We start from the raw sequence: 26,059 nt of genomic DNA, 5'->3' as shown, positions 1-26,059 counted from the left end.
ATCTCCTCCTACTTTAAGCGAATTCTTGGATCTGCAGTTCCATACAGAACGTCAGACAACAGGTTGCCCAGAAGTGTCAGTACGGATATGAACACCGTGAAACCAAGCATGAACGGATAGTCCCGCATATTGATCGATTCCAGATAAACTTGACCGACCCCTGGCCAAATGAAAATTTTCTCCATGATGATGGCGCCGCCAAACAAAGCTGGCAGCTCAAAGCCCATCAGGGTGATCGCAGGAAGCATGGCATTACGCAGAGCATGCTTGAAAATTACCGTACGTTCCTTCAACCCCTTAGCACGAGCCGTCCGGATGTAATCCTGACGAATAACCTCCAGCATGCTTGTACGGAAATACCGCGTCAAGCTGCCTGTGCTAAGCATCGTGAGTACCGTAACCGGCAAGAACATATGCCAAGCGATATCAACCAATTGTTCCCACGTATTTCCATTCATTCCGGATGTCTTCATACCGCCAACCGGGAACCACCCTAGATCCAACGCCAAAAATTTGATGAGAAGAAGTCCGATGAAGAAAGAGGGCAGTGACATACATAAAAAGATTAATAGCGTAATGATTTTATCGAATAAAGAATACTGGAATTTAGCCGAGAATACGCCGGCAAAAATAGCAATAATCCAACTCAATATCAAACTGAAAATAGCGATGAAAAAGGAGTTCCATACATAATTGCCCATAACGGTTGTAACAGGTTGTTTGTGCACAAGGGAATCTCCGAGATTACCCTTCAGCATATTGCCGACCCATGTAAGATAACGCTCTACTGGCGGCTTATCTAAACCATAAATTTCCCGAAGCTGAGCTGCCTTCTCAGCAGTCATCGTCGGGTTATTCACTGCAGTGATATAGTCACCTGGAACCAATGCTGATATTGCAAATATGATAATCGAAATCCCGATCATTGTCGGGATAATCTGCAGCAGCCTCCGGATAATGTACTGCTTCATAATATTCCTCCCGGCTTATAAGTGGATATGCCCAGCTCTTGCGAGCTGAGCATATGTTTCCTGCTGTTATTGTTGAATTTCGGCTTTATAGAGATCGATGGTGAAGTCTTTGTATGGAGTGATGTCCATGCCGTTGATTCTGCTGTTAATACCCCACATATCGCGTCTTTGATAGATCAAGAGATCCGGAACGTTTTGGTTCAGCACTTGATATGCTTCAGCGTAAGCTGCTTTACGTTCTTCAAGATCAAACGCGTTCAGACCTTTTTTCATAGCTGCATCGTAATCTGGATTGGAGAAGCCGATATCGTTCTGCTGTCCATCTGTAATGTAAACCGTGGAATCCGGATCCGGAGTCAAGCCCCAAGCTGCGAAGAACATTTCGAACTCGCCTTTGTCCTTCTTATCCATGATAGCGTTGAAATCCAACGTTTCAGCAGTCAATTTGATGCCAAGTTCTTGGTAGTTTTGCGTCATAACCGGAATCAGAGCATCGATTACCGGGTTGTCGGCTGTTGCAGAGAAATGAATTTCGAATTTTTTGCCGTCTTTTTCGCGAGTACCGTCTGCGCCGGCTACCCAACCTGCTTCATCAAGCAGCTGCTTCGCTTTTTCCATGTCGAACTCGTACGGCTCAATGCCTTCGTCCGTGTAAGCCCAGGAAACGCTGGATTGTGGAATATTCAATACGTTCGCATAAGGACCGTAGATGATTTCTACTACTTCTGCACGGTTCAAACCGTACATCAATGCTTGACGAACCTTAACGTCTTGGAATTTAGGATCATTGTGGTTCATGGCAACATATCCGTAACCGTTGGTTGGGAAGATGTTGACGTCCAGGAAGCCCATGCCTTTCAATTCTTCTACGTTGTCTTCGTTAACGGTAACCATGTCCATATCGATTTCGCCGGATTGGAACATAGCCAATCTGGTTTCTTCAGTTGTAGTCTTGTAAATAACGTTCTTGATTTTCGGTGCGCCCAGGAAGTAGTTAGCGTTAGCTTCGAGTACTACCTCTTGACCTGGGGAGTAGCTCTTCAATACATATTGACCGCTTCCGATTGGTTTAGCGTGCAGATCTTTCATGTACTCCAGGTTGCCTTGCTTGTAACCTTTGCCATAGTAGGCTTCTGGTGCAAAAGCAACCGTACCGAGGTTATCCTTGGTCATTGCATTTGCTTCGGTAACTTCGATTTCAATGGTATTGTCGTCGATGACTTTAATACCGGAGATATCGGTAGCTTTGCCTTCGTTGTACTCTTTACCGCCTTTGATATGAACGGACAACAGATCGGATTGGCCGTCATAGCTGGAATCATGGTAAACTTTCATTGCAAAAGCATAGTCTTTTACAGTAACAGGAGTGCCGTCGGAATACGTCACGCCTGGCTTCAATTTGAACGTGTACTTCAATTTATCCTCGGAAACTTCTACGCTTTCTGCCAAACGGTTCTGGTACGTTCCGTCGCCTTGAACTGCGAAGAAAGAATCAAAGATAGCGTCTACGACATATTTGTCATAAGCAGTCTGCCAGTAAAACGGATTAAATACCCCTTTAGGTGCAGTCATACCGACAACAAGCGTGTCTTTACGATTCAATGCAGTTGCTGGATTCAAAGATGGGTCTTCAGCTTCAAAATAGCCTTGGCTTTCGTCACCAGATTCAGCTGGCGGTTCTGTAGTTTCTTCGCCATCGCCTTCAGCTGGTGGAGTTTGCTCCGTTTGATCCCCTTGACTTGGTGGCTGTTCTGCTGTTCCTCCGCCTCCGCAAGCTGCTAATACCGTGATGGCCAGAAGCATGATTGCCAGCAGGAGTGACATTCTTTTCTTCATGCGAATCCTCCTCTTAAAAAATGTTGTTGCAATATAAATTATCAGGACGAATATTGAAATCATCCTTAAATAATTTCGGTACTGAACGTTACGTTCTCTAGGATGTCATTGCATGATGTGAAATAACTTGAAAGTTTTACAGAAAATATACCATTGGTCAATTAGTGCCAAAGTCTCTAGCAATATCTTCTTGCCTATAAAATTAATGTTATGATACGTGTAAATTTAGGTAACGTCAATTACTTTTTTTCATATTTCTCAAAAATCATGTTTTTATCGTCGTTTTCGAGGTTAATAATTAAGTTTATCTCCGTTGTATATCCTTAGTTTACTGAAAATGTATGTAATATCAAGATTTATTTACAATTTATAACTATAATCACTTTCGGTTTTGTTGAAATGATGTAATGTTATATTACAAATAATTTGAATTCAGATTTAAAACCTTGATTAAAAGTGCTAAAAGTTAAGTTTTATGTTAAATTATATTACACCATCCTAGTCTATCTCTGCTCAATCTAAATAAAGCCCATTTTTATGTAATATTTCATCCTAACCGTATGCTTCAATTCCGTATTAGGTGACGCCTGTTTGAAGGTATTGCCTTTCATGGTTTCGTCCCTCTACTGCATTAAAGCCTAAAAAAAGCAATCCGGGGGCATCTTCCGGATTGCTTTCATGTTCTGTTTTATGTCAGATAAATCAACCTCGTTCTTTCATACTTACGAACTACAGGTTCTTCACCCAAGCAAGCTTCAAATCCATTTCTTCAATGCACTGCTGATGATCATGCGTATCGTCGGCCACTAAAGGCGTTACCGGATATATGCGCATCTGTCCGCGGTAAGTATGGAGCAGCGGATGAACCGCATGCCTTCCCTGGATTTCCGGGTCCAGCCACTTGGCCATATTTTCTTCTGACAAGATTGCCGGCATCCGTGTTTCGAACTCCGATATCGCTTCATTAGCATCCGTCATCAGAACTGTGCAGGTTCTCATTTCATTTCCTCTGGCATCCCGCCATGTCTCGTATAGGCCCGCCATCCCGAATATTTCATTATCTCCGATCACGGTCCGTACGGCATAACTCCGTTTGCCGACCGTCCTCCAGTAATATAGTCCGTTGCAAGGTATAACGCAGCGTCTCGTATCAATCGCTTTGCGATAAGTGGGATTCTGATCAACTGTCGTAATATCGGCGTTGACCGCATCTTTCCCCCAATACGGAACCAAGCCCCACCGATACTCATCGAGTACCCGCTCCCCCTGTTCCTGTACAATGACCGGCATGGTTTGGGTAGGACTAATGTTGTATCGGCTCTTGTAGTAATACATGACCCGATGGATGCCAAAGCGTTGATTCACTTCTTCGAGCCCTGCGGACAGCGAAAATCTTCTGCACATACGACTACCTCCTTTTTCCTTTATCGTTTGGATAATGGAGGAGGAATATGCATAATAAGACTAACATCATGGAGCTTCCACTCTATGTACGCTTGTATCCCTGGAGAGGACATCATCAGATTGAAAAATTTCTGCAATTTTAATGTAATCGCATTATTAAAATTTCCTTACCTCACGGTTCGTGGCCATGTTCGTATACCGTGTTTGTACACGATAGACATCAAACTTCATACGAGAATAAGAAATAGGCCCGTACCAATCTCTTTTTTCGATATATGAAAAGGATCGCATTCTATATACTAGACAAATATCATTCCACCCTTCATGTAGAAAGGCTACAGATACCTATATATAATAGAAGGAATTTTTTTAGCCTACTTTGCGATCGGCCTACATTTATGGATTCTTTTATAGCAGGAACATCCATTGTTCTTATCGTTGTATTGCTTACAATAGACACTGTCCTTTCGAAGTAGACATGATTTCAGGGCTTTAAAACTGGAAAGCTTTACACCAGGCTTGTATTTATCGATCGCTGCTACTCTTTAACAATGTACACTCTGAGGAGACACGATTCTTCCGTGAAGACATTATATCCCAACATTTGGTTAAGCCTGTTTGAAACCGAAGTGGTCTGTCCCTGCTCTTGTTTCATATATGATTTAACCTCTGCCACTCAACATGGATGCTTTCACGATTTCGCAATGGACAGCGACGTGGTCTTGTAAGCATCTGTCGACATTGCTTACTCGACGACAGACCGCATATGGCCGAGGTATCTCTTGCGAGATGTTGAAGTAAGCACTTGAGTTTGTACCTAATAAAAAAGCGGCCCAGCCTATGATTAGGCTGAACCGCTTTACACACAAAGGATTACTCCGTTGTGTATGGAAGCAATGCGATTTGACGGGAGCGTTTGATCGCAATCGTCAGGGCACGCTGATATTTAGCGCTAGTACCTGTTACACGACGAGGCAGGATTTTTCCGCGCTCGCTGATGAATTTCTTGAGCAGGTCTGTATCTTTATAGTCAATGTGAGTAATTTTGTTCACAGTGAAGAAACATACTTTACGACGCTTGTTGCGGCCGCCGCGGCGTGCCGGTCTTTTGTCGTTGTCTCCGCCTTCTCTTTGTTTAAAAGCCATGTGTTGTCAGTCCTTTCCGTATTAAAATGGCAAATCATCATCCGAAATATCGATCGGTTTTCCTTCATCGGAAAAAGGATCCTGATTGTTGTTTCGCGAGTAGTTATTGTTCCCCCGGTTTCCGCCACCGCTATTGCCGTTGCTTCCTCCGTTAAACGATGATTCCTCACGATTTCCTCCGCCACCGCTTGTTTCACGGTTTGACTCCAAGAAGCGAACATTATCGGCAATGACTTCGGTGACGTATACACGCTTACCTTCGTTATTCTCGTAATTCCGCACTTGAATGCGCCCTTCTACAGCCGTCAGACGGCCTTTGCGCAGATAGTTTGCACAAGTCTCCGCAAGCTGTCTCCAGGTCACGACCGGAATGAAATCCGCTTCGCGCTCCCCGCCTTGTCCGGTAAACGGACGATCAACAGCAAGTGTAAATTGCGTTACAGCAACACCTGAAGGAGTATATCGCAGCTCGGGATCCTTAGTCAGTCGGCCAATCAAAATGACACGGTTCAACAATCCAATCCCCTCCTTAGAACGAAATCAATTACAAAGTTTGGTCCGTATTAAGCAACGTCGTTCGTGATGAGATAACGAATGACTTCGTCAGAAATCTTCATGAGACGCTCAAGCTCAGCTACAACTTCAGGTGTTGCGTTGAAGTTTACCAGAACGTAGACGCCATCACGGAATTTCTTGATCTCATACGCAAGACGGCGTTTACCCATTACGTCATGCTTTGTAATTTCTCCGCCGTTGGAGATGATGCCTTGGAATTTATCGACTGCAGCTTGAACAGCTTCTTGTTCAATGTCAGGACGAATAATGTACATCACTTCATATTTGCGCATATGTTTCACCTCCTTATGGACTTCGGCCCTCAATCGATGTTGAGAGCAAGGAGCGAGTCTAACTCGCACCATAATACTATATCAGAACGGATGATCGGATGCAAGTTTCTTTTCGAAACCAAACATGCCCTCTTCCCTTTATTACCGCGCCTTTCTCTCTTTCCCTGCAATGATTTAAGGTCTGTTGGCGCATGATAATACATGCAGTCCATCCATCATAATGAGGAGGAATTCCATAATGGGAGAACAGACCGAATTTCGTGCAGGCGACAAAGCGCCAAACAACGGCATTTATATGGAAGTTGGCGTTAGAGACCATATTATGGGCATCGAGAACCCGCGTCAAATTAAAATGAGCAAGGGCGACACCTTTCCTGAAACTCAAAATGATGATCGCGTGTGGTTAAACAAGCGTCGGGTGCAGCCTAAGTAACAGCCTGGAATGTTCCAGACGCATGGTATTGTTCAGCGTTCTATTACATCCTGAGCACTGCCCCATGATCGAGCTTTGCCTATATGGGTGTCGTACAAGCAATGAAGGCTGACCATTTACTCTAATTTGCCATTCGATGAAATTAGCATGTATACAAACAGCCCTTTATGCGCACATTATAATCAGGCGGTGCATGAGAGAGGTGTGGTTCCGTTGAACGTTGCAACTGAACAACGCAGAAGGTTTCTGATCGTCGCACGAATTGCAAGCTGAGGAAATGAGCCGAGTGCTTGACCTTTAGGACAAGTGAAGCTGTTGACTAGGTTCGCAGAAGTGCTGATAAAATGATTCCAATTCACAAGCACCGCCTACCCAGAAGGAAGGGCCCATTAGGGCCCTTCTTTTTATGTCCGCTTCCTGATCTGGAGTCATCCTCTCGACAACGAAAAACACCCTCGGCAGGTCATCTGTCCTGCATGAGGGTGTTTTATTCAAAGGCGTCCGTACAGCTTAACGCCTCGGTTTATGTAACAATATCGTCTGCATCCATAACAGCGGAACTTAGAACGATTGGTGGCGGAAAGGGTGGGATTCGAACCCACGCACGCCTTGCGACGCCTAGCTGATTTCGAGTCAGCCCCCTTGGGCCTCTTGGGTACCTTTCCACAGCAAGATTGATTATATCATGGAAACGTTATCTGGTCAATAGCTTGTCTCCACATCTTTTTAGCTGCTCGATCAGATTCGCCTTACCGGCTCCATGAATACTGGCTTAGGAAGCTTCCGGGGAGGAAATATTAAGGTGTATCCCCTGCCCCTTCCGATTCCTGCGCCGAACGTAAAACCTTCTTCATATTCTTCTCGAACTTTACACGGGGGATCAACACGCTGTGCTGACACTTCGTGCATTTAATCCGAATATCCATCCCCATGCGAATAATCTCCATCTCATTATTTCCACAAGGATGGGGCTTCTTCATCTGAACGATATCCCCTAACTGAAAAACCTTGCGCTCCATGGTTACCGCTCCCTTTTGTTTCGTCGCTTCATTATCTATTATATAACATCGGATCACCGAATAGATCAACCCTGAGCGCGTTCTTGCCCCAGCTCGCGTGCTTCAATGGCCTGTTTGATATCGGTGAAAATCTGGCGTTCCACGGCTTCCCTGGCATTCGGATTACACTCGGCTACGATGCGCACCACATATTCCGACGTTGTCAAAGACTGGATCCCAAGCACATCCGGCGTACGCTGCACCTCGGGCCGGCGGTCCATGATTCCCGTAAGAGCCGATTGAATCAATGTGATCGTATCCTTCACCTGCTGATCGTTTTTCACTGGCAGATCCACTATCGCAAGCGAATTGGAAAGAGAGTAGTTCGTAACGCTGGTAATCATCCCGTTCGGAATGATATAGGTTTCCCCGTTCAGACCCCTGACACGCGATGTGCGCAGTCCGATCATTTCGACCGTTCCCCGGTACTCGCCGCTCTTAATCACGTCACCTACGGCGAACTGATCCTCGAATATAATGAAGAATCCGGTAATAACGTCCTTCACCAAACTCTGTGCACCGAAACCGATGGCAAGACCCAGTACACCGGCACCAGCCAACAGCGGTCCTAGCTTGAAGTTGAACTCCGATAGAATAATTAAGATCATGACAAAATTACATACGACGGAGGTTACATTTTTTAACAATTCTCCTACCGTGACAAAGCGTCTTGAGTTCACCTGGATACGGCTCTTCTCCTGCCGGAGCAGAAACTGATCAATCATTTTATACACAACCCGGATCACGAGACGCGTCAGAATAAATATGATGATTACCCGAATACCGGATGACAGAATATTCATCCACATCTCTTCATTCGTTAACCATCCCCAGATCTTATCTTTCAAGCCCTCTGCCTCCTCAGCTATTGTTTGCAAGTCTACACCATCTTCTGTAGTCTCCCCAGACAAGTAACCAAAGTCCCTCATCCCTGATGTCCTCCCTTACTCTTCGATGTTGATATACCTCTCGTTGTCATCAAGCGCAAAAATGCCCCGGATCTCCACATGCTCCAACCGGATGATCTCTTGAACATCCTTTAACGCATCAGGGGGGAATTGAATCGATAATGCACAGCCAGCCGTGATCTCTTTCGGCGTAGGGAACAGATCTATTTCGATATCCGCATACTCCAGCAGCATTTCCGCGCGCAGCGCCTGCTGGGTGGAATCGAATGCGATCACCATCGCACCTTCCACTGCCCAATCCTCCTTCATGCTGCCTATCATTTTAGTTATATGTATCTCTCATCATCATGTCCGGCAAACAAGAGTTTTATATAAAACTCTTAAAATAAATCAACATTTCATAGAACTTCTGCGGGTCCATGTCCTATACATATTCAAAGCACGGCCACCGCTCGAAATGATTAAATCGCATTTTAAGCAAAACGCAAAGTATAAAAACAGTCTTTCATCCATATACTGATACTACCAAATGCAGACGAAAGGAAGATTCTATGAACCGTCTATCTAAAATCACGTCTCGCCCGGAGGCTTCCAGCTTAAAAATACCACACACGGACCCTAATATCCATTCTGCTATTATACATCGCTTGCTCTTTCATCTTTCCGACGCCCGTATTCAGCACCGGCCGCTTGTCATTGTCTGCATCGGCACCGACCGGTCCACCGGTGACTGCTTGGGGCCACTGGTCGGCACATCGCTTGCCCGCTACAACAGTTCACTGTTCCATCTTTACGGGACGCTGGACGAGCCTGTCCACGCCATGAATCTAAAGGATACGCTGACCGCCATATATGAGAAATTCGATAACCCTTTTGTGATCGGGATTGACGCCTGCTTAGGCCAATCAACCAGCGTAGGCTCCATTCAGATCGCCGATGGCCCTCTTAAGCCTGGAGCCGGCGTACATAAAGAATTACCGCCGGTTGGCGATATCCACGTCACGGGAATCGTCAATGTCGGCGGCTTTATGGAATACTTCGTATTGCAGAACACTCGATTAAGCTTGGTCATGCGGTTATCTGATATTATCGCAACTTGCCTGTTTGCAGGGATCAAAGAGTGGAACCGTTCTTCCCTTCTTGCAGCGCAAGAGTAACGGCCTCTTTTTCTTCCGGAGACAATGGATATTTGGATTGCCCATCCTTCAATGGTTTGGCGTACACATAGGAGCTCTCCCGGTTATGCAGACCGGTCAGAACGATTCCTTCCTCCTCCTCACTCAGGATAGCCAGGGAGAAGCTCATTTCGTTCCCCCGCTCGCCAAATGCATTATATCTGACGATGCCAACTTTGGATTTCATTCCTTTCAAGCTGCCGTTGATGGAATCCAGCATTTTTTGATGACTGGCATGCCCTTCTTCAATTTCATCCATTTGGATTTTCAATTGGACCAGCAGCGATTCGATATCTTCTACCCCGCTGCCTGCCATCATCGCATCGTATCTGCGCTTCATCTTGCGCAATTTTGCCCCTTGAACAATTAAGGTTATCCATAAGATCAAGATGATCATGACCATTCCGACGACAAACCAATGAAGCTGCTCCATGATCAATTCATTTAATTCAGACATGCTTTCTTCCTTCCTCTTCTCCATCTTGATCTGTTTGTTTAACTGTGAATTTCCTTGATCGCTTTTCGCATGAATTCGATTTCGTCACGGCTCGTAGAAATTCCAACGCTCGCTCTGACTGCACCCGTATGTTCCGTTCCTGATGCCATATGGGCAAGCGGTGTACAATGATAACCGGCACGCACGGCAATCCCATATTCCCGGTCCAGTCGAAAGGCTATTTCGGACGCGTCGAATTTTTCAGACACAAAAGCCACGATGCCTGTCCGTTCTTTTCCAAGAGCAGGACCGAGTAAACGAAGGCCTCTCACCTCTTGCAGGCCCTCCATCATATATTGCGTTAACTCCCATTCATGCCGGTAAATATGCTGCTGTGTCCATTCAAGCACCTTCTGCACACCCGCTTGCAATCCCGCATATCCAATCGTATTCGGCGTTCCTGCCTCATATCGATCCGGACGCACCGTCGGCTGTTCAATAGCCTCCGATTGACTGCCGGTACCTCCATGCAGCAATGGTTCCAGATCAATATCAGGCGAGATATACAGCCCCCCTGTTCCTTGTGGCCCCAGAAGCCCTTTATGCCCGGGAAACGCCAGCATACCCACGTGCATCTTCTCCACATGAATATCCAGCATACCGGCACTTTGGGCAGCATCCACTAGCAGTATAGCCCCTTTCTTCTTCGCCAGTTCTCCTATCTCAACAAGTGGAATAATGGAACCAAGCAGATTGGAACTATGACTGCACACAACAAGCCTGGTATTAGAACGAAAGGCCCCCTCGATTAGTTGCAGATCAAGCTGACCTTCCTCATCAACGGGAACATAGTCTACTTGTATCCCCCGGGTGCGTTTCAAATATTCAAGCGGCCTACGCACAGAATTATGCTCAATCATCGTCGCAATGACATGATCGCCTTCACGCAAACACCCTTTGATGGCTAAATTAAGTGCTTCGGTCGTATTCGATGTCAACGCAATATCGTTGGGGTTCTTCACCCCAAACAAATCTGCCAGCGTCTTCCGAGTCCCATAAAGGACTCGGGATGCCTTCACCGCCATTCGGTGACTGCCTCGTCCCGGGTTTGCAGCCGCCTCTTCCATGGCCCTCTTCATCGCCTCAAACACTTCAGGAGGCTTGGGCCACGAAGTGGCGGCATGATCCAGATAAACGATCGGGTCCATGATGTTTCCCCTTCATTTTTCCGTAGTATTTTCCCTTTACAATACACATTCAAGCATCTTCAACTTCCGCCGCCAAATGAGACGCCTCACGTTTAGTTAAATAAAGACATATCTCATTCCCTTTCAGGAACGTCGACATGTCTTTGGTTTTAATCAAACTCACTCTTTAACCAGCCACTCATCAACGGAGTCTTCAGATACCAAGCCTGCTCTTATTGAAGAAGTTCCAACAATCGTTCCAAATCCTGCTTGCTATAATAATTAAGCTCAATCTTCCCTTTATCCTTATTGTGCTTAATTTTGACGGTCGTTTTAAATCGTTCTCTAAGATCCTCTTCCAGATGATCGATATAAGGATCGCGATTCTTGACCTTAGGCTTCGCTTTATCCGCTGGTTTGCGGTCCAGATTCTTAACCGCTTCCTCCAATTCGCGGACACTCCATTCCTGCTCCACGCATTGTTTCGCCAGCTGTTTAACAAGAATCGGATCCTTAATTCCCACGATCGCTCTAGCATGTCCCATCGACAATGTTCCACGTGAAACATTTTCCTTCACTTCTTCTGGTAACGAAAGCAATCGCAAAAAGTTAGCGATATGGGAACGAGATTTACCGACCTTCAATGACAACTCTTCTTGGGTTAAGGAAAATTGTTCCATAAGCCCTTGATAAGCTACCGCAATCTCCATGGCGTTCAGATTCTCGCGCTGCAAGTTCTCAATGAGGGCAATCTCCATTACTTGTTGGTCGCTGAAGGAACGAACCACCGCCGGTATCGTTGCTTTGCCACAATATTGGGATGCCCGGAATCTTCGCTCCCCGGCAATAATCTCATAGCCCTTCAGCACGCTGCGGACAATAATCGGTTGAATCACACCATGCTGACGGATCGATTCCGCCAGCTCCTGGATTGCCTCATCGTTAAAAGTCTTTCGCGGCTGATACGGATTCGCTCGCAATTGACTGAGCGGAATTTCCACTACCTTGTCATCATCATGAATAGACAAAGATGGAATCAGCGCATCCAGCCCTTTTCCCAAACGTTTACTCATAAGAGATCACTTCCTTTGCCAGCTCCAAGTATACTTCCGCTCCCTTTGAACGGGGATCATACGTAATGATCGACTGCCCATGAGACGGTGCCTCACTCAAACGAATATTTCTCGGGATAATCGTTTTGTACACTTTTTCCTGAAAATACTTCTTCACTTCTTCAATCACCTGAATGCCCAGATTCGTACGCGCATCCAGCATCGTCAGCAATACGCCTTCTATCTTGAGTGATGTATTCAGATGCTTCTGAACGAGGCGAACCGTATTCAGCAGCTGACTCAAACCTTCCAATGCGTAATATTCACATTGAATCGGGATGATAACCGAATCGGCCGCGGTCAATGAATTGATCGTTAAAATGCCAAGCGATGGAGGACAATCAATCAAAATATAATCATACTGGGGTTTGACTAATTGGAGTGATTTCTTCAATCGTACTTCACGAGAAATCGTTGGAACAAGCTCAATCTCGGCGCCAGCCAATTGAATGGTGGCCGGAATGATGTCCAAACCTTCGATATTAGTCCCACAGATGGCGTCCTTCGGGTGTACTTCATTGATGATAATATCGTAAATGCAATTTGCAACATCGGCTTTGTTAATGCCAACCCCACTCGTTGTGTTACCTTGGGGGTCTATATCCACCAAAAGCACCCGTTTGCCTAGCGAAGCCAATCCAGCTCCCAGATTGACGGAAGTCGTCGTTTTGCCGACACCGCCCTTTTGATTTGCTATGGCAATTATCTTTGACACTCATTTCACCTCAATGTAGGAAGACTCTTCTAAGTAGTCGCAATAGATGATATACAGCGAAAGGCTGTATATGTAATATGTGAACGATCCCGTAAAATACGGGATGCCCTGGATATAGCGCTCGATGATAATGAGTAATAAAATTACATATTTCTCATCTGCAGCATAAAACCTAATAAGCAAAGATATCGCTGCTGCAGAGAATCTTGATCTCTTGATCAACAGAAAAAGCGGTACGATGCATACCGCTTCACACCATATCTTAACGTTTAGGTATTTTTATAACGATTTCATAGTGATCATCGTGATCATTCTCCGTTGTTTTGATCGCCATCCCGGAACCGGATACCATATCAATCGATTGACGAATCGTATTCAGGGCCAGGCGAACATCCTTACTATACGATATGCGCTTGGCCTTCTTCATTGTCGTTACTTCTTTATAAAAGGCGATACGTGCTTCCGTCTGTTTCACATTCAGTTCTTTGGTAATGATTTCGTCCAGCACTTTAAGCTGGGTTTCTTCATTATCCAAGGAAAGCAGTGCACGCGCATGACGCTCAGTGACCTTGCGTTCCATCAAAGCCACTTTGGCCGCTTCCGGCAGCTGCAGCAAACGAATCTTGTTTGCAATCGTGGACTGGCTTTTGCCTAGTCGCTGTGCCAAGCTCTCCTGCGTTAATTGGTGAAGATCGATCAACTTCTGGTAAGCTACTGCCTCTTCAATCGAGGTAAGACCTTCACGCTGCAGATTCTCGATTAACGCAATGGAGGCTGCTTGTGAATCGTTGAACTCCCGAACAATGGCCGGAATCGTGTCCAGACCCAGCTTCTTAACCGCACGCCAGCGGCGTTCCCCTGCAATGATCTCATACACGCCATTTCGAACGCGAACGACGATAGGCTGAATAACTCCATGGGTTTTAATCGTCTGAAGCAGCTCATCAATCTTCTCGTCATCAAAAATCGTCCGTGGCTGGTATGGGCTGCTGACAACCTCGTTTACCGGGATTTGTTTCACTTCATCCCCTTGGTTCCGCTCTGCCGCTAAGCCAAACAATCTCGAAAATTGTTCTTTCATTCCGTATATTACCACCTAATTTCATGATAGCACGGATAAGCCTCCGGTTTATCCCGGAATCGGTTAAACGATTGAACAACCACAATGTGAAGCATACACGGATCGTTCCAGCCACCATGTAGAACTAGTCATTTAAGTTGTTACGGTGCTGGCAATCATTGTGATGTCAGGCATTTCCCTGCAAAAACAGATTTCATGCTGATTAGAGAAAAACGTCTGTGTCATAGCCGTGTTTTCTCTGATCGAACCCGCTGCATGAAGCGGTTGCTTCTTGAGAGATAGATCAGGAGGCAATATCATGATGTTTACTATCAATCGATATCTCACAAGCGGTATATATTTTGTTCTACTTCGTATGAGGCCAAGAACCCCCTTGGGTTAACCTGGCACTTCCAAAAAACAGCAGTCACAACAATCGAAGGTTGTTGACTGCACGAAGCAAGGATGGAAAAGTCACCAAACCAGGATTTATACTCTTTCATCCCTTCAAGGATCGGGCAATAGGGCCCGCCAGCTCAAATGGATACTACGATTCTATTCTACCACTTTTTGTCCTATAACTCTATTCTCCAATATCACCTTTTTTCCTGCATTTCTCGCTTGCTTTATACAGGATTTGTGCACAGTTCCAAAGTTTATCCGTCAAAATGATGCTCTTGAACCGCATCTCCCCTTCCATAGCCTTATCTATGATCACAGCATCAATAATAATTGTGGGATTTGCCAATTCAAGAACTCGCTTCTATCCTCATCTGCTAAGAAAGCAATCGACTCTCTCTTAAACGATTAATAAAATGGGAAGCTTTCATTCAAGAGAGTTCCACCTAACTTATTCCTTAAGAAATATCTTGGCGCAGATCACAACTCTAACAGGAAATATAATCCTAATATAATAATAGATATCATTTATTCAACGCACCTCAAACATTTGAAATGTTTCACGTGAAACATTCAAAGCTTAACAGATATATCCAAGGGACAAATGCTTAGTAGCCAATGTGTTACAACTGTTTTAGAAACAACACATTTCCGAACTCAGCCTTTCGCTACCCAACGAATGACACTCAGCCGACTAAACACCCGGAAATAAAGTGAGAGCCTCACGATATTACTCCATATAAGGATGAATGAATGCATCAAGTTCACTAACATGCCCTCTCTTCATCAATAATACAGTAAATAAAAAAAGAGGAGGACTCTTATAAGAGTCCTCCTCTTTAATCCGTTCGCATCTCATTTCCGAAGTCGCTTTCGCTTACACGATCGGCGTTTTGCTGGCCGTACCCGCCTTACGGGGATACTTGGAAGGCGTGGCTCCCTTTTTATCGATCACCACAATATGCCGGCCAGATTCCTCTACAGGCAAAGAGAACGAATGAACCTTGTTCAACGCCCCTCTCAGCTCTTTCAAACTGCGGGCCGCCTCCTTCACTTCTTCCGTAGGGTCACTGCCCTTCATCGCCGCGAATTGTCCCCCTACCTTCGTGAAAGGCAGGCAGAACTCATTCAATACAGCCATTCGAGCTACCGCTCTTGCCGTGACCAGGTCGAACCCGTCACGGTACCCATGTTTGCGGGCAACCTCTTCCGCGCGCCCATGGATCAGCTCAACCCCGGACAGTCCGAGGGTATCCGCAACATGCTTCAGAAACGTAATTCGTTTATTCAGCGAATCTACAATCGTCAGCTTGAGATGGGGAAAACAGATTTTTAACGGAATTCCCGGGAAGCCGGCACCTGATCCGATATCCGCCAGATTGGCGATCTTGTTCATATCCACGTAAAAGGCAAGCGTAATCGAATCATAAAAATGCTTCGTATAAACCTGCTCCCGTTCGGTTATCCCGGTTAAATTCATTTTCTCATTCCATTCCACCAGCACTTCGTAATACATCTCAAACTGATGAAGCTGTTTCTCGTCAATCGTGATCCCGTGCTCGCCGAGCCGGTCAACAAAAGCTTTCTGAATGTCGTCCATTCATTCCTTATCCTTTCGCTGCGGTTACACGGTTATAATGCTCCAGATAAACGAGAAGTATCGAAATATCCGCTGGCGTTACGCCGGCAATGCGCGATGCCTGGCCGATGGAAATCGGACGGATTTTGTTCAGCTTCTGCCGAGCCTCCATGGCCAGTCCGTTGATCTCGTCGTAAACGATATCCTCCGGAATGCGTTTCTTCTCCATCTTCTGCAGCTTTTCCACATGTCCCAGCTGTTTCTCAATATAACCCGCATATTTGATTTGAATTTCGACTTGCTCCTTCATTTCCTCATCCAGCTCGTAAGGAGACGGCGAGAGCGACTCAACCATGGCAAACGTAATCTCCGGACGACGCAAAATGGTCAGCATATTGCTTCCGTCCACGATCGGTGCTGACCCGGCGGCTTCCAGCATCGCATTCACCTCAACCGGCTTCACCTTCGTTTGACGAAGACGTTCGATCTCCTGCTCAACGAGCTGCTTCTTCAGCACGAATTTGGCATAACGCTCTTCCGAGATCAGTCCGATGTCATGACCGATTTCGGTAAGTCGCAGATCGGCATTGTCATGACGGAGCAGCAGACGGTATTCTGCACGGGAGGTGAGCAAACGATAAGGCTCGTTAGTCCCTTTAGTCACCAGGTCATCGATCAGCACTCCAATATAACCCTGGGAGCGATCCAGAATGACTGGCTCTTTGCCCTGCACTTTACGTGCCGCATTGATTCCAGCCATAATACCTTGGCCTGCCGCCTCTTCATATCCCGAGGTACCATTGATCTGACCGGCCGTGAACAGGCCCGGCAGCTTCTTGGTTTCCAGAGATGGCCACAGCTGCGTCGGCACCATGGCATCATACTCAATCGCATAACCGTTACGCATCATTTCTACCTTCTCCATTCCAGGAATGGAACGAAGCACCGCAAGCTGAACATCCTCAGGCATGCTGGTGGATAGACCTTGCACGTAGTATTCTTTTGTATTTTTACCTTCAGGCTCCAGGAAAATCTGATGTTTCGGCTTGTCGGCAAAACGAACGATCTTGTCCTCAATGGACGGGCAATAACGCGGACCCGTTCCTTCTATAACGCCAGAGAACATCGGCGCGCGATGAAGGTTGTCATTGATGATCTTATGCGTATCCACCGACGTATACGTCAACCAGCAAGGAAGCTGCTCATTGTCGGAGGATTTCGTTTCGTAAGAGAAGAACTTAGGCTTCTCATCCCCAGGCTGAATTTCGGTCTTGGAGAAATCAATCGTATCCTTATGCACCCGCGGCGGCGTGCCTGTTTTGAAGCGAACAAGATCGAATCCAAGCTCGCGCAGGTTATGCGCAAGTTTTACCGAAGGCTGTTGATTGTTCGGACCGCTCTCATACATGAGTTCGCCCATAATGACTTTACCGCGCAAATACGTACCGGTTGTCAGCACAACGGCTTTCGCGCGATATTCCGTACCTGTCTGCGTCACGATCCCCACGCACACGCCATCCTCCACGATGAGCTGATCCACCATACCCTGACGAAGGGTAAGCTTCTCTTCCTTCTCCATCGTTTCTTTCATCGTATGCTGATAAGAAAACTTGTCCGCTTGAGCGCGCAGCGCGTGGACGGCCGGACCTTTACCCGTATTCAACATGCGCATTTGAATGAAGGTTTTATCGATATTGCGGCCCATTTCTCCGCCCAGCGCGTCGATTTCGCGTACGACATGTCCTTTGGCAGGACCTCCAATGGACGGGTTACAAGGCATAAAAGCAACCATATCCAGGTTGATGGTAACCATCAACGTTTCAGCACCCATACGCGCGGACGCCAGTGCAGCCTCGCAACCGGCATGGCCCGCACCGACTACAATCACGTCATAAGTGCCACCCATATAACTCATAGCTCACCCTCCTGTTCTTATTGTGTTATATACGTTATCAAGGGGCATCCACCTCGGATATCCCTGAAATTGTTGAACTGTTCCTACTATATATAGTAAGCCCTGAAGCTTATTTACCCAAGCAAAACTGTGAAAAAATTTGATCGATGAGCGAATCGCCAACCGCCTCGCCCAGGATCTCGCTTAACTGTTCCCAGGCCATTCTCACATCGATTTGAATCATGTCGATCGGTATGAGCTGTTCGGCCGCGTCGTAGGCATCCTGCAGGGACTGCTTGGATTTCTTCAACAAGGCGATATGCCGCACGTTGCTCACATAAGTCAAATCCCCGCCTTCAATCTGGCCGCTGAAGAACAGGTTCGATATCGCCTCTTCCAGCCGGTCAATCCCCTCCTGCGCCTTCACCGACATCGGAACGATCAATTCATCGGGATAATACCGATGGAGAATGTCCAGATCGAGATTAGACGGTAAGTCCATTTTATTCATAATGACAATGCATTGTCTACCGCGTATTTGTTCCATCAATTCCAATTCATCCTGATGAAGCGGCTCGCTGGCATTCAGCACGAGCAGAATGAGATCCGCCTCGTTTACCGCATGCTTGGATCGTTCCACGCCGATCTGCTCCACCACATCCATCGTCTCCCGAATGCCTGCGGTATCCAGCAGCTTCAACGGAATATTGTTAATGGTGACAAATTCCTCGATCACATCGCGAGTCGTGCCCGGTATATCCGTGACAATCGCCCGATTATCCTGGGCCAGCGTGTTCAGAAGCGAGGATTTGCCCACGTTAGGACGTCCGACAATGGCAGTCGTAATCCCTTCCCGCAGAATTTTCCCTTCTTGCGCGGTCTTGAGCAGTTTATCGATTTCCCCCATCACCAGTTTGCTTTTCTCTTTAATGAATTCCGAGGTGAGCGACTCCACGTCATGCTCGGGATAATCGATATTCACTTCGATATGGGCCAGCGTTTCGACCAGGGTATGGCGCAGCTCGTTGATTTTGCGGGATAACGTACCTTCGACCTGCTTGAGGGCAACGGAGAAGGCACGGTCCGATTTCGAACGGATCAGGTCCATGACGGCCTCGGCCTGAGACAAATCTATCCGGCCATTTAAGAAGGCCCGTTTCGTAAATTCTCCGGGCTCCGCCAAACGGATGTTTAATTGAAGCAGCAGGTCCATGACCCGCTTCACGGAGATGACGCCGCCATGGGCGCTGATCTCCACGACATCCTCGGTCGTGAACGAACGAGGGGCACGCATTACGGTCACGAGCACCTCTTCCAGGTTTTCCCCCGTATTCGGATCCACAATATGACCATAATGAACGGTATGGGATTCCACCTGCGTTAGCTTGTTTTTACTTTTGAATATACGCTCCACTTCCCGAACGGAGTCCGGCCCGCTGACGCGAATAATCGCGATGCCGCCTTCACCGACTGCCGTAGAAATGGCTGCAATCGTATCGCTAAACATCGTTTCCTTCACCTCTTTCTATTTAAAAAACCTCGGGATTACACCCCAAACGGTGTACTCCCCCGCTGCTTGATCTATCATCTTAAACAAAAACCTCCTGCGGAAGTCTTTGCGTATAGGTCTCTCTAAAAAACAATGACTCCCTCTTGAAGCTTAAGGAGTCATTGTTTATATAGGCTCTTCAACTCATTTAGGACGACTTGGGCGTGATGACAACCCGCCGGTTCGGCTCTTCGCCCTTGCTGTACGTCTTCACGGCTCCATGGGACTGGAGTTTGGCGTGAATTACCTTCCGTTCCGCAGCAGGCATAGGCTCAAGCACAATCTCTTTGCGGGTCTTCAGGACCCGCCCCGCCAATCGATCGGCCAGATCCTCCAGCGTCTTCTTGCGGCGGTCGCGGAAGTTCTCGGCATCCAGTACGATGCGCAGATAACTATCGGAGTACCGATTCGCTACGATATTCGCCAAATACTGAAGTGCATCCAACGTCTGGCCCCGGCGGCCGATCATCAGTCCGAGTCCGGCTCCGGAAATTTGAAGCGTCGTAAAGTCTTTTCCCTTCTCCATCTCAACCGAGATATCAAGCCCCATGGCTTGTCCAGTTTCGATAAGAAAGGCGATGGCTTCCTGGTAAGGGTCCTTGCCTTCAAGGGAAGCTGTTCCGGGGCTCTCGGCAATCGCGGTGCCCGCAGGCGCTGCCTGCGTCGCCACGGAGGCATGAGAGACCTGAACCGTTTTGGCCGGAACAGCTTGCGTACCCGAAGGAGAAACTTCCTTCACAGATGGTTCGCCGCCGGCACCGTCAGGCAGGAGCGTTAGTTCGACTTTCGCTTCCTTGACCCCGAACAGGCCCAGGAATCCTCTTGATGGCTGACTCAATACTTCAACCGATACACGGTCTTGACTTACACCCAAGCGGGCCAGCCCTTGTGCGACAGCATCTTCAATGGTTTTTCCTGTTGCGACGATTTTACTCATCTCGACTTCTTGGCTCCCTTCGAACCTTTTTTCCCGCCTTTGCTGCCACTCTTCTTCCCGCCCTTGTTACCGCTCTTGTTGCTCTTATGACCTTCGGTTGCGCTGGCAACGCTTGCCACGACTGCAGCCTTGTCATTGTTGCGGTACAAGAAGTAGTTCTGCACGATCGTGTAGAGGTTACTGTAGAACCAGTACAACGGAAGTGCGGATGGGAACTGGAAGGACATTACAAAGATCAGAATCGGATAAACGAACAGCATGAACTGCATCATCCCCATTTGCGGAGACGGGTTCATCTTCATCATCATTTTCGTTTGGAAATAAGTGGTTGCAGCGGCAAGCACCGGCAAAATAAACAGCTTGTCCGGTTGACCTAATTGCAGCCACAGGAATTCGTGATCACGAAGGAGATTGTTATAGTAAATCGAATGATAGAGTGCGATAAATATCGGCATTTGTACGATCAGCGGCAAACATCCCGCCATCGGATTAACCTTATTCTCCTGGAAAAGCTTCATGGTTTCCATTTGGACTTTTTCAGGCTGATCTTTATATTTCTCGCGAATTTTCTGAATTTCAGGCTGGATGGCCTGCATTGCCTTCGAGCTTCTGACCTGTTTCAGAGTCAGCGGTAAAATCAAGGTACGGACGATAAGCACCATCACGAGTACGGACAATCCGTATTCGCCGTTAAACCATGTCGCAAACGTATCAAGTGCCCATGTAAAGTAATAAACAACGTTGCTCTGCCAAAAGCCTCCATTTTTCAAGTCTTCAATGGTACGCGTTTGGTCAGCTCCAGGCGCACAACCTGATATAACGGCCACTGCGAGTATTACAGCGGTGAGGAGGAACCATTTTCCTCGTCTTGTCTTCATGAACGACACTTCAAAACCCCTCTCTTCGCCATTCCATTCCACGGTAAATCATAACATATTTATATGGACAAATAAACACATGGTTCAGCCCCTCTTCGCTTTCAAAAGGGACGATTTCCTCAATACATGAAGCACGCTTTTCTCCAGCTCCTGATAGGACTTGTCGAGCGCTCCCTTTCGAACGATAAAGATCAGGTCGATATGCTCGATAATCTGGTGCTGATGGTGCCTGACAATCTCTTTAACCAGCCGTCTCATCCGGTTGCGGACAACCGCATTGCCGATCTTTTTGCTGCACGAAACGCCGACGCGAAACTGCTCTACCTCTTTTTTGCGCGACCAATAGACAACAAATTGATGATTGGCGAAGGACTTTCCGTGTCGATATACCCGGCTGAAATCAGCGCGGTTCCGTAAACGAAGTTTTCTATGCACAAGTTTCTACCGCCCTGCCGTTAATCAAGTTCATTACATCCTGCGCTGCTGTGACATCCCTACTATTATAATAGTATAGGCATGCCAAAACCGCGCTAAACACCCGATTGCGAACCTTTACCACTCAATGTAGCTTATATTCTGCCGGTTTCAAAGGAAACTCCTCACACCGCAGCAGATATTACGAAAAAAAGACCACCTCGGTGGTCTTCGTGGCACAATATTAAGCGCTCAGTACTTTTCTGCCTTTTTGACGGCGGTTAGCCAATACTTTGCGTCCGTTCTTCGTGCTCATTCTTTTACGGAAGCCGTGTACCTTTTTGCGTTTGCTTACATTCGGTTTGAAAGTCGGTCTCATGAATTAATGCACCCCCTTACAGGAATATCGCTTACCCATATTTTAAGATCAAAACGTCAATCGACGCACTTTCACGGAAGAATAGACCGCGATTTGTTGAACCGACGTCTATGGACGTATCTCTTGTAAACAGACCGCTACTTGCTAGCGGATAATGTTCTCATCTTCACAGAAAATGCCTTTATACATTTAATCACGTTCAGGCCTAAAAGTCAAACCAAACTTGACTTCGACCCGCTCATAAGTTTTCCACAAGTAGTCATTATTGCTAGTTTTGAATTATCCACATGGGGATAACCTATTTGAACACGTTGTGGATGGTCCCTTTTAGGTCAACATGACGCCCTCCAGCCCTCTTAATCCCCCATGTTTACACCAGAGCCATAAAAGAGTAGTATAAAAATTGAATTTAAGTTGTATACAAGTATACATCTAAGAAGGAGCTGCATTGTTTTATGAAAATAGGCATGATCGGTCTGGGGAAAATGGGCCTCAACCTGGTTCAGAATCTGATTCACCATCAGCATCAGGTCGTAGCTTACGACTTAAATACGGAACTGGTCGCTCAAGCCGCCGAGTGCGGCGCGGAAGCTGCGGCATCCACCGAATTGCTCGTAGCCAAACTGGATAAACCACGCATCGTTTGGATGATGGTGCCGGCCGGTAAGATCGTGGATTCGGTCATCGAATCGCTTACGCCCCTGCTCGAGTCCGGCGACATTTTGATTGACGGCGGCAATTCGCATTATAAAGATTCCATCGCCCGTGCAGCACGACTGGCGGAGCAAGGCATTCATTATTTCGATGCCGGCACTTCCGGCGGCATGGAAGGCGCGCATAATGGAGGCTGCTTCATGATTGGGGGCAACCGCGACGTATTTAGCGGCATCGAGCCCCTGTTTAAGGATATGGCTGTCGAGAACGGTTACTTGTATGCCGGTGAAAGCGGCAGCGGCCATTTTCTGAAGATGGTCCATAACGGCATCGAATACGGCATGATGCAGTCCATTGCGGAAGGTTTTGAAGTGTTGGAAAAGAGCGCGTTTGATTTTAACTATGAGGATGTTGCGCGGGTATGGTCGAACGGCTCCGTCATTCGCAGCTGGCTCATGGAACTGACGCAAAACGCTTTTTCCAAGGATCCGAAGCTCGAAGGCATTAAAGGCGTGATGAAATCATCCGGGGAAGGCAAATGGACGGTGGAAACCGCACTCGAGGTTCAAGCCAGCGCGCCGGTCATCGCCATGTCGCTGTTCATGCGCTATCGCTCCCTTGGTCAAGATACGTTCCACGGCAAAGTCGTTGCCGCGCTTCGCAATGAATTCGGCGGCCATGCCGTTGAGAAATCGGAATAACATATATTCTCTTCATGCACCCTGCTGTTTCTTCAGGGCATGTTCCCTGCAGGCATTATGACCAGGCTGGGCATGGTCCCCTTTTCATTCCTTGTGGTATGATTATCACTGGAGAACTTCAAGAATCAGTACTGGATTGGAGAATTATGCTATGAAATTTCCCTCAACGTGGCTTCAGGGAGCCTCTCTCGGAGAGGCCATTGCCAGCGAACTGAGATTGCAGATTATCAGCGGCACCATCAAGCGCGGAGAAATCCTATCCGAGAACCGGATCGCGGGTGAATTCGGCACGAGCCGATCCCCTGTGCGGGAAGCAATGAAAACGCTGTCCAGCGAAGGTTTGATTCAATTGGAGCGCATGGGAGCCGTCGTCATGGGCTTATCGCTCAAGGAAGTCGAGGAATTATACGATGTCCGTTTTCTTATCGAGAGCTTTGTGCAAGGACATGTGTTTGCGAATCCGCAGCCGGAACTGATCCAGCATTTAAAGCAAATCGTCGATCGGATGGAGCTTGCCGCCAAACATCAGGATCCGGTGGAATTCTCCTATCAGGATTTGGCTTTTCATGAACGGATTATAACGGAAGCGAACCATAAACGAATTCTTCATCTGTGGAAGAGCATTCGCCCCATCGTGATCACGGTGATGCTCATTACGACGCGGCAGGTATTCGGTGGCGGGGGCGCCAAGGTTCGCTATGTCATGGACAAGCATCTTCAGCTTATTGCGGAGATGGAATCCCTGGATCCGGCACGGATCCAAACGGCGGTTCAGCATTACTTCGATGATTCCCGTCAGACGCTTCATCTTAGTTTTCCGGAGGGTTAATATAATCCTCCCTTCCTCCGCACTGACATTAAATGTGTACGCTCTAAGTTGTCGACAAGTATACAATAGAATTCGCTTTTGTTTTGGGTATACTACCGCAGAACAGCCCGATGATACTAACCATTTCCCAATTCAAATGGGTAATCTATAGGAGGAAGCAAGATATGAATTCACTATTCGGTCTCAGTCATAACGCTACCTTAATGATCTGGACACTGCTGACGATCGTCTTCCTGATCGTGCTGATTTCCAAATATAAATGGAATCCTTTCGTTACCTTACTGATCTCCGCGCTGATCCTCGGTCTATTGACGGGCATGCAGCCTGCGGATGTGATTACTTCGATAACCGGCGGTCTTGGCGGAACGCTCGGAACGATTGCGATCGTTATCGCCCTCGGTACCATGCTGGGTAAAATGATGGCCGAATCCGGCGGTGCCGAACAAATCGCCACCACCCTCGTGGATCGCTTCGGCGAGAAGCGCGTCCACTGGGCGATGATGATCGTCGGCTTTATTGTCGGTATTCCCGTATTTTTCGAGGTTGGCGTCATCCTGCTGATTCCTATTGTGTTCACGGTTGCACGCAAAACGAAAATGTCCCTGCTGCACATCGGCATTCCGATTCTGGCCGGATTGTCTACCGTTCACGGGCTGGTGCCTCCGCATCCCGCACCGATGATTGCCATTGAAGCTTATGATGCAGACCTTGGCATGACCATTCTCTATTCGTTCCTGGTCGGAATTCCTGCAGCGATACTCGCCGGTCCGGTGTTCGGTAAATTTATCGGCAAACGGATTCGAACCGAACCGCCCGAAGAGCTGGCCGAGCAGTTTTCAAGCAAAGCGGAACGAGGTTTGCCAGGCTTCGGCATCACCTTGTTTACGATCCTGCTGCCGGTCATTCTGATGCTTATCGGGTCCGCGGCCGATATTATCGATCCGGAGTCCACCAGCTTCATTTCCGTGTTCTGCAAATTTATCGGTCATGAAATCATTGCCCTGCTCATTGCTGCGGTCTTCTCCTTCTTCTCGCTTGGATTCGCCCGCGGCTTTAATAAACATGATCTTTCCCGCTTCACCAGCGAATGTCTCGCTCCGATCGCCACGATTATTCTGATCATCGGTGCAGGCGGCGCTTTCAAGCAGGTTCTGATCAACAGCGGCGTCGGCAATGCCATCGCCGAAATTGCAACTGGCGCCAATATCAACGTGATTCTGTTCGCATGGCTTGTCGCGGCGCTCATTCGCATCGCAACCGGTTCTGCAACCGTAGCCATGACAACCGCCGCTGGAATCGTTGCTCCCGTGCTTGCGATGACGCCGGGCGCCAATGTGGAGCTAGTCGTGCTCGCTACCGGAGCAGGCTCCATCGTACTGTCCCACGTTAACGATGCCGGCTTCTGGATGGTAAAAGAATTCTTTAATATGACGGTAGCCCAGACGCTAAAATCCTGGACCGTGCTGGAAACGATTCTCTCCGTGACCGGGCTCGTGTTGGCTCTTGTTCTGAATGTAATTGTATAATGAAGCAATAAGACACATGAGGGCTCCCGAA

General features: G+C 47.4%; 26 protein-coding genes and 1 tRNA gene. 5 read left to right on the top strand and 22 right to left on the bottom strand.

The window, feature by feature from the left end:
- Positions 1 to 8 precede the first annotated feature (8 nt).
- From JNUCC32_RS25240 to rpsF, 6 genes are all read right to left on the bottom strand, one after another.
- Positions 9 to 971 (bottom strand): ABC transporter permease, encoded by a 963-nt coding sequence (locus tag JNUCC32_RS25240; RefSeq protein ID WP_009591558.1) that lies wholly within the window; start codon positions 969 to 971, stop codon positions 9 to 11.
- 66 nt (positions 972 to 1,037) lie between these two features.
- Positions 1,038 to 2,807: an ABC transporter substrate-binding protein gene (locus tag JNUCC32_RS25235; protein WP_036659571.1), complete on the bottom strand. Its 1,770-nt coding sequence runs from the start codon at positions 2,805 to 2,807 to the stop codon at positions 1,038 to 1,040.
- Between the two features lie 729 nt (positions 2,808 to 3,536).
- Positions 3,537 to 4,211 carry an SOS response-associated peptidase gene (locus JNUCC32_RS25230; protein WP_096777264.1) on the bottom strand — a complete coding sequence of 225 codons (675 nt, stop codon included), beginning with the start codon at positions 4,209 to 4,211 and terminating at the stop codon, positions 3,537 to 3,539.
- A gap of 873 nt (positions 4,212 to 5,084) precedes the next feature.
- Positions 5,085 to 5,357 (bottom strand): 30S ribosomal protein S18, encoded by a 273-nt coding sequence (gene rpsR, locus JNUCC32_RS25225; RefSeq protein WP_006207333.1) that lies wholly within the window; start codon positions 5,355 to 5,357, stop codon positions 5,085 to 5,087.
- Between the two features lie 21 nt (positions 5,358 to 5,378).
- Positions 5,379 to 5,873: a single-stranded DNA-binding protein gene (ssb, locus tag JNUCC32_RS25220; protein ID WP_015738118.1), complete on the bottom strand. Its 495-nt coding sequence runs from the start codon at positions 5,871 to 5,873 to the stop codon at positions 5,379 to 5,381.
- A gap of 47 nt (positions 5,874 to 5,920) precedes the next feature.
- Positions 5,921 to 6,205, bottom strand: coding sequence for a 30S ribosomal protein S6 (gene rpsF, locus JNUCC32_RS25215; protein ID WP_009591503.1), 285 nt, complete (start codon positions 6,203 to 6,205; stop codon positions 5,921 to 5,923).
- Positions 6,206 to 6,443: 238 nt separating this feature from the next.
- Between rpsF and JNUCC32_RS25210 the strand changes: the two genes are divergently transcribed.
- A complete protein-coding gene (locus tag JNUCC32_RS25210) occupies positions 6,444 to 6,638 on the top strand; it encodes a YjzC family protein (RefSeq protein ID WP_015738119.1) in 195 nt (64 codons plus the stop codon).
- A gap of 574 nt (positions 6,639 to 7,212) precedes the next feature.
- Here JNUCC32_RS25210 and JNUCC32_RS25205 read toward each other — a convergent pair.
- The 4 genes from JNUCC32_RS25205 to JNUCC32_RS25190 all read right to left on the bottom strand — a co-directional run bounded on the left by JNUCC32_RS25205 (position 7,213) and on the right by JNUCC32_RS25190 (position 8,895).
- Positions 7,213 to 7,303, bottom strand: a tRNA-Ser gene (locus JNUCC32_RS25205).
- A 132-nt stretch (positions 7,304 to 7,435) separates the two neighbouring features.
- Positions 7,436 to 7,657: a DUF951 domain-containing protein gene (locus tag JNUCC32_RS25200; protein ID WP_090909575.1), complete on the bottom strand. Its 222-nt coding sequence runs from the start codon at positions 7,655 to 7,657 to the stop codon at positions 7,436 to 7,438.
- 65 nt (positions 7,658 to 7,722) lie between these two features.
- Complete coding sequence (locus JNUCC32_RS25195) at positions 7,723 to 8,625, bottom strand: mechanosensitive ion channel family protein (protein ID WP_192570159.1); 903 nt, start codon at positions 8,623 to 8,625, stop codon at positions 7,723 to 7,725.
- Between the two features lie 15 nt (positions 8,626 to 8,640).
- Positions 8,641 to 8,895, bottom strand: coding sequence for a putative Se/S carrier protein (locus JNUCC32_RS25190; RefSeq protein ID WP_096777266.1), 255 nt, complete (start codon positions 8,893 to 8,895; stop codon positions 8,641 to 8,643).
- 260 nt (positions 8,896 to 9,155) lie between these two features.
- On the opposite strand from JNUCC32_RS25190, the gene yyaC reads away from it, so the two are divergent.
- Positions 9,156 to 9,761: a spore protease YyaC gene (yyaC, locus tag JNUCC32_RS25185; RefSeq protein WP_036659575.1), complete on the top strand. Its 606-nt coding sequence runs from the start codon at positions 9,156 to 9,158 to the stop codon at positions 9,759 to 9,761.
- On the opposite strand, the gene JNUCC32_RS25180 is transcribed toward yyaC, so the two are convergent.
- The 12 genes from JNUCC32_RS25180 to rpmH form a co-directional block, all read right to left on the bottom strand.
- Positions 9,718 to 10,236 (bottom strand): DUF4446 family protein, encoded by a 519-nt coding sequence (locus JNUCC32_RS25180; RefSeq protein WP_090909572.1) that lies wholly within the window; start codon positions 10,234 to 10,236, stop codon positions 9,718 to 9,720. The two genes, yyaC and JNUCC32_RS25180, sit on opposite strands and share 44 nt — an antisense overlap.
- Positions 10,237 to 10,274: 38 nt before the next feature.
- The gene (locus tag JNUCC32_RS25175) at positions 10,275 to 11,423 is read right to left on the bottom strand and encodes an aminotransferase class V-fold PLP-dependent enzyme (protein WP_192570158.1); all 1,149 of its coding nucleotides are present in this window, start codon (positions 11,421 to 11,423) and stop codon (positions 10,275 to 10,277) included.
- Between the two features lie 212 nt (positions 11,424 to 11,635).
- The gene (locus tag JNUCC32_RS25170) at positions 11,636 to 12,475 is read right to left on the bottom strand and encodes a ParB/RepB/Spo0J family partition protein (RefSeq protein ID WP_009591559.1); all 840 of its coding nucleotides are present in this window, start codon (positions 12,473 to 12,475) and stop codon (positions 11,636 to 11,638) included.
- Positions 12,468 to 13,229 carry a ParA family protein gene (locus tag JNUCC32_RS25165; protein ID WP_009591460.1) on the bottom strand — a complete coding sequence of 254 codons (762 nt, stop codon included), beginning with the start codon at positions 13,227 to 13,229 and terminating at the stop codon, positions 12,468 to 12,470. The genes JNUCC32_RS25170 and JNUCC32_RS25165 overlap by 8 nt, the downstream gene beginning before the upstream one ends.
- A gap of 262 nt (positions 13,230 to 13,491) precedes the next feature.
- Entirely contained in the window at positions 13,492 to 14,310 is an 819-nt protein-coding gene (noc, locus tag JNUCC32_RS25160) for a nucleoid occlusion protein (protein WP_192570157.1), read from the bottom strand.
- A gap of 1,255 nt (positions 14,311 to 15,565) precedes the next feature.
- Positions 15,566 to 16,288, bottom strand: a complete 723-nt coding sequence (gene rsmG, locus JNUCC32_RS25155) for a 16S rRNA (guanine(527)-N(7))-methyltransferase RsmG (RefSeq protein WP_192570156.1) — start codon at positions 16,286 to 16,288, stop codon at positions 15,566 to 15,568.
- A gap of 7 nt (positions 16,289 to 16,295) precedes the next feature.
- Positions 16,296 to 18,182 carry a tRNA uridine-5-carboxymethylaminomethyl(34) synthesis enzyme MnmG gene (gene mnmG / locus JNUCC32_RS25150; RefSeq protein WP_015738127.1) on the bottom strand — a complete coding sequence of 629 codons (1,887 nt, stop codon included), beginning with the start codon at positions 18,180 to 18,182 and terminating at the stop codon, positions 16,296 to 16,298.
- Between the two features lie 109 nt (positions 18,183 to 18,291).
- Positions 18,292 to 19,668 carry a tRNA uridine-5-carboxymethylaminomethyl(34) synthesis GTPase MnmE gene (mnmE, locus tag JNUCC32_RS25145; protein ID WP_096777271.1) on the bottom strand — a complete coding sequence of 459 codons (1,377 nt, stop codon included), beginning with the start codon at positions 19,666 to 19,668 and terminating at the stop codon, positions 18,292 to 18,294.
- Positions 19,669 to 19,858: 190 nt separating this feature from the next.
- Positions 19,859 to 20,647: an RNA-binding cell elongation regulator Jag/EloR gene (gene jag, locus JNUCC32_RS25140; protein WP_015738129.1), complete on the bottom strand. Its 789-nt coding sequence runs from the start codon at positions 20,645 to 20,647 to the stop codon at positions 19,859 to 19,861.
- On the bottom strand, positions 20,644 to 21,534 hold the full coding sequence (locus JNUCC32_RS25135) for a YidC/Oxa1 family membrane protein insertase (RefSeq protein ID WP_009591548.1): 891 nt from the start codon (positions 21,532 to 21,534) through the stop codon (positions 20,644 to 20,646). Before JNUCC32_RS25135 ends, jag begins: the two co-directional genes overlap by 4 nt.
- A gap of 75 nt (positions 21,535 to 21,609) precedes the next feature.
- Positions 21,610 to 21,960 carry a ribonuclease P protein component gene (gene rnpA / locus JNUCC32_RS25130; RefSeq protein ID WP_009591465.1) on the bottom strand — a complete coding sequence of 117 codons (351 nt, stop codon included), beginning with the start codon at positions 21,958 to 21,960 and terminating at the stop codon, positions 21,610 to 21,612.
- A gap of 223 nt (positions 21,961 to 22,183) precedes the next feature.
- Positions 22,184 to 22,318: a 50S ribosomal protein L34 gene (gene rpmH / locus JNUCC32_RS25125; protein ID WP_006207379.1), complete on the bottom strand. Its 135-nt coding sequence runs from the start codon at positions 22,316 to 22,318 to the stop codon at positions 22,184 to 22,186.
- 455 nt (positions 22,319 to 22,773) lie between these two features.
- On the opposite strand from rpmH, the gene gnd reads away from it, so the two are divergent.
- The 3 genes from gnd (at position 22,774) to JNUCC32_RS25110 (ending at position 26,028) form a co-directional block, all read left to right on the top strand.
- A complete protein-coding gene (gnd, locus tag JNUCC32_RS25120) occupies positions 22,774 to 23,673 on the top strand; it encodes a phosphogluconate dehydrogenase (NAD(+)-dependent, decarboxylating) (RefSeq protein ID WP_192570155.1) in 900 nt (299 codons plus the stop codon).
- 151 nt (positions 23,674 to 23,824) lie between these two features.
- A complete protein-coding gene (locus JNUCC32_RS25115; RefSeq protein ID WP_009591472.1) occupies positions 23,825 to 24,502 on the top strand; it encodes a GntR family transcriptional regulator in 678 nt (225 codons plus the stop codon).
- A 164-nt stretch (positions 24,503 to 24,666) separates the two neighbouring features.
- On the top strand, positions 24,667 to 26,028 hold the full coding sequence (locus JNUCC32_RS25110; protein WP_015738131.1) for a GntP family permease: 1,362 nt from the start codon (positions 24,667 to 24,669) through the stop codon (positions 26,026 to 26,028).
- Positions 26,029 to 26,059 lie beyond the last annotated feature (31 nt).

This window comes from Paenibacillus sp. JNUCC32, assembly GCF_014863545.1.
GTDB classification, from domain to species: domain Bacteria; phylum Bacillota; class Bacilli; order Paenibacillales; family Paenibacillaceae; genus Paenibacillus_AQ; species Paenibacillus_AQ lautus_A.
The sequence above is the reverse complement of the archived record's forward strand: the minus strand, read 5'-3'. Positions and strand labels throughout refer to the sequence as shown.

Coding starts and splice junctions, on each gene's coding strand:
- JNUCC32_RS25240 (WP_009591558.1), bottom strand. CDS start 971: ATGAAGCAGTACATTATCCGGAGGCTGCTGCAGATTATCCCGACAATG.
- JNUCC32_RS25235 (WP_036659571.1), bottom strand. CDS start 2,807: ATGAAGAAAAGAATGTCACTCCTGCTGGCAATCATGCTTCTGGCCATC.
- JNUCC32_RS25230 (WP_096777264.1), bottom strand. CDS start 4,211: ATGTGCAGAAGATTTTCGCTGTCCGCAGGGCTCGAAGAAGTGAATCAA.
- rpsR (WP_006207333.1), bottom strand. CDS start 5,357: ATGGCTTTTAAACAAAGAGAAGGCGGAGACAACGACAAAAGACCGGCA.
- rpsF (WP_009591503.1), bottom strand. CDS start 6,205: ATGCGCAAATATGAAGTGATGTACATTATTCGTCCTGACATTGAACAA.
- JNUCC32_RS25210 (WP_015738119.1), top strand. CDS start 6,444: ATGGGAGAACAGACCGAATTTCGTGCAGGCGACAAAGCGCCAAACAAC.
- JNUCC32_RS25200 (WP_090909575.1), bottom strand. CDS start 7,657: ATGGAGCGCAAGGTTTTTCAGTTAGGGGATATCGTTCAGATGAAGAAG.
- JNUCC32_RS25195 (WP_192570159.1), bottom strand. CDS start 8,625: ATGAGGGACTTTGGTTACTTGTCTGGGGAGACTACAGAAGATGGTGTA.
- yyaC (WP_036659575.1), top strand. CDS start 9,156: ATGAACCGTCTATCTAAAATCACGTCTCGCCCGGAGGCTTCCAGCTTA.
- JNUCC32_RS25180 (WP_090909572.1), bottom strand. CDS start 10,236: ATGTCTGAATTAAATGAATTGATCATGGAGCAGCTTCATTGGTTTGTC.
- JNUCC32_RS25175 (WP_192570158.1), bottom strand. CDS start 11,423: ATGGACCCGATCGTTTATCTGGATCATGCCGCCACTTCGTGGCCCAAG.
- JNUCC32_RS25170 (WP_009591559.1), bottom strand. CDS start 12,475: ATGAGTAAACGTTTGGGAAAAGGGCTGGATGCGCTGATTCCATCTTTG.
- noc (WP_192570157.1), bottom strand. CDS start 14,310: ATGAAAGAACAATTTTCGAGATTGTTTGGCTTAGCGGCAGAGCGGAAC.
- rsmG (WP_192570156.1), bottom strand. CDS start 16,288: ATGGACGACATTCAGAAAGCTTTTGTTGACCGGCTCGGCGAGCACGGG.
- mnmG (WP_015738127.1), bottom strand. CDS start 18,182: ATGAGTTATATGGGTGGCACTTATGACGTGATTGTAGTCGGTGCGGGC.
- mnmE (WP_096777271.1), bottom strand. CDS start 19,668: ATGTTTAGCGATACGATTGCAGCCATTTCTACGGCAGTCGGTGAAGGC.
- jag (WP_015738129.1), bottom strand. CDS start 20,647: ATGAGTAAAATCGTCGCAACAGGAAAAACCATTGAAGATGCTGTCGCA.
- rpmH (WP_006207379.1), bottom strand. CDS start 22,318: ATGAGACCGACTTTCAAACCGAATGTAAGCAAACGCAAAAAGGTACAC.
- gnd (WP_192570155.1), top strand. CDS start 22,774: ATGAAAATAGGCATGATCGGTCTGGGGAAAATGGGCCTCAACCTGGTT.
- JNUCC32_RS25115 (WP_009591472.1), top strand. CDS start 23,825: ATGAAATTTCCCTCAACGTGGCTTCAGGGAGCCTCTCTCGGAGAGGCC.
- JNUCC32_RS25110 (WP_015738131.1), top strand. CDS start 24,667: ATGAATTCACTATTCGGTCTCAGTCATAACGCTACCTTAATGATCTGG.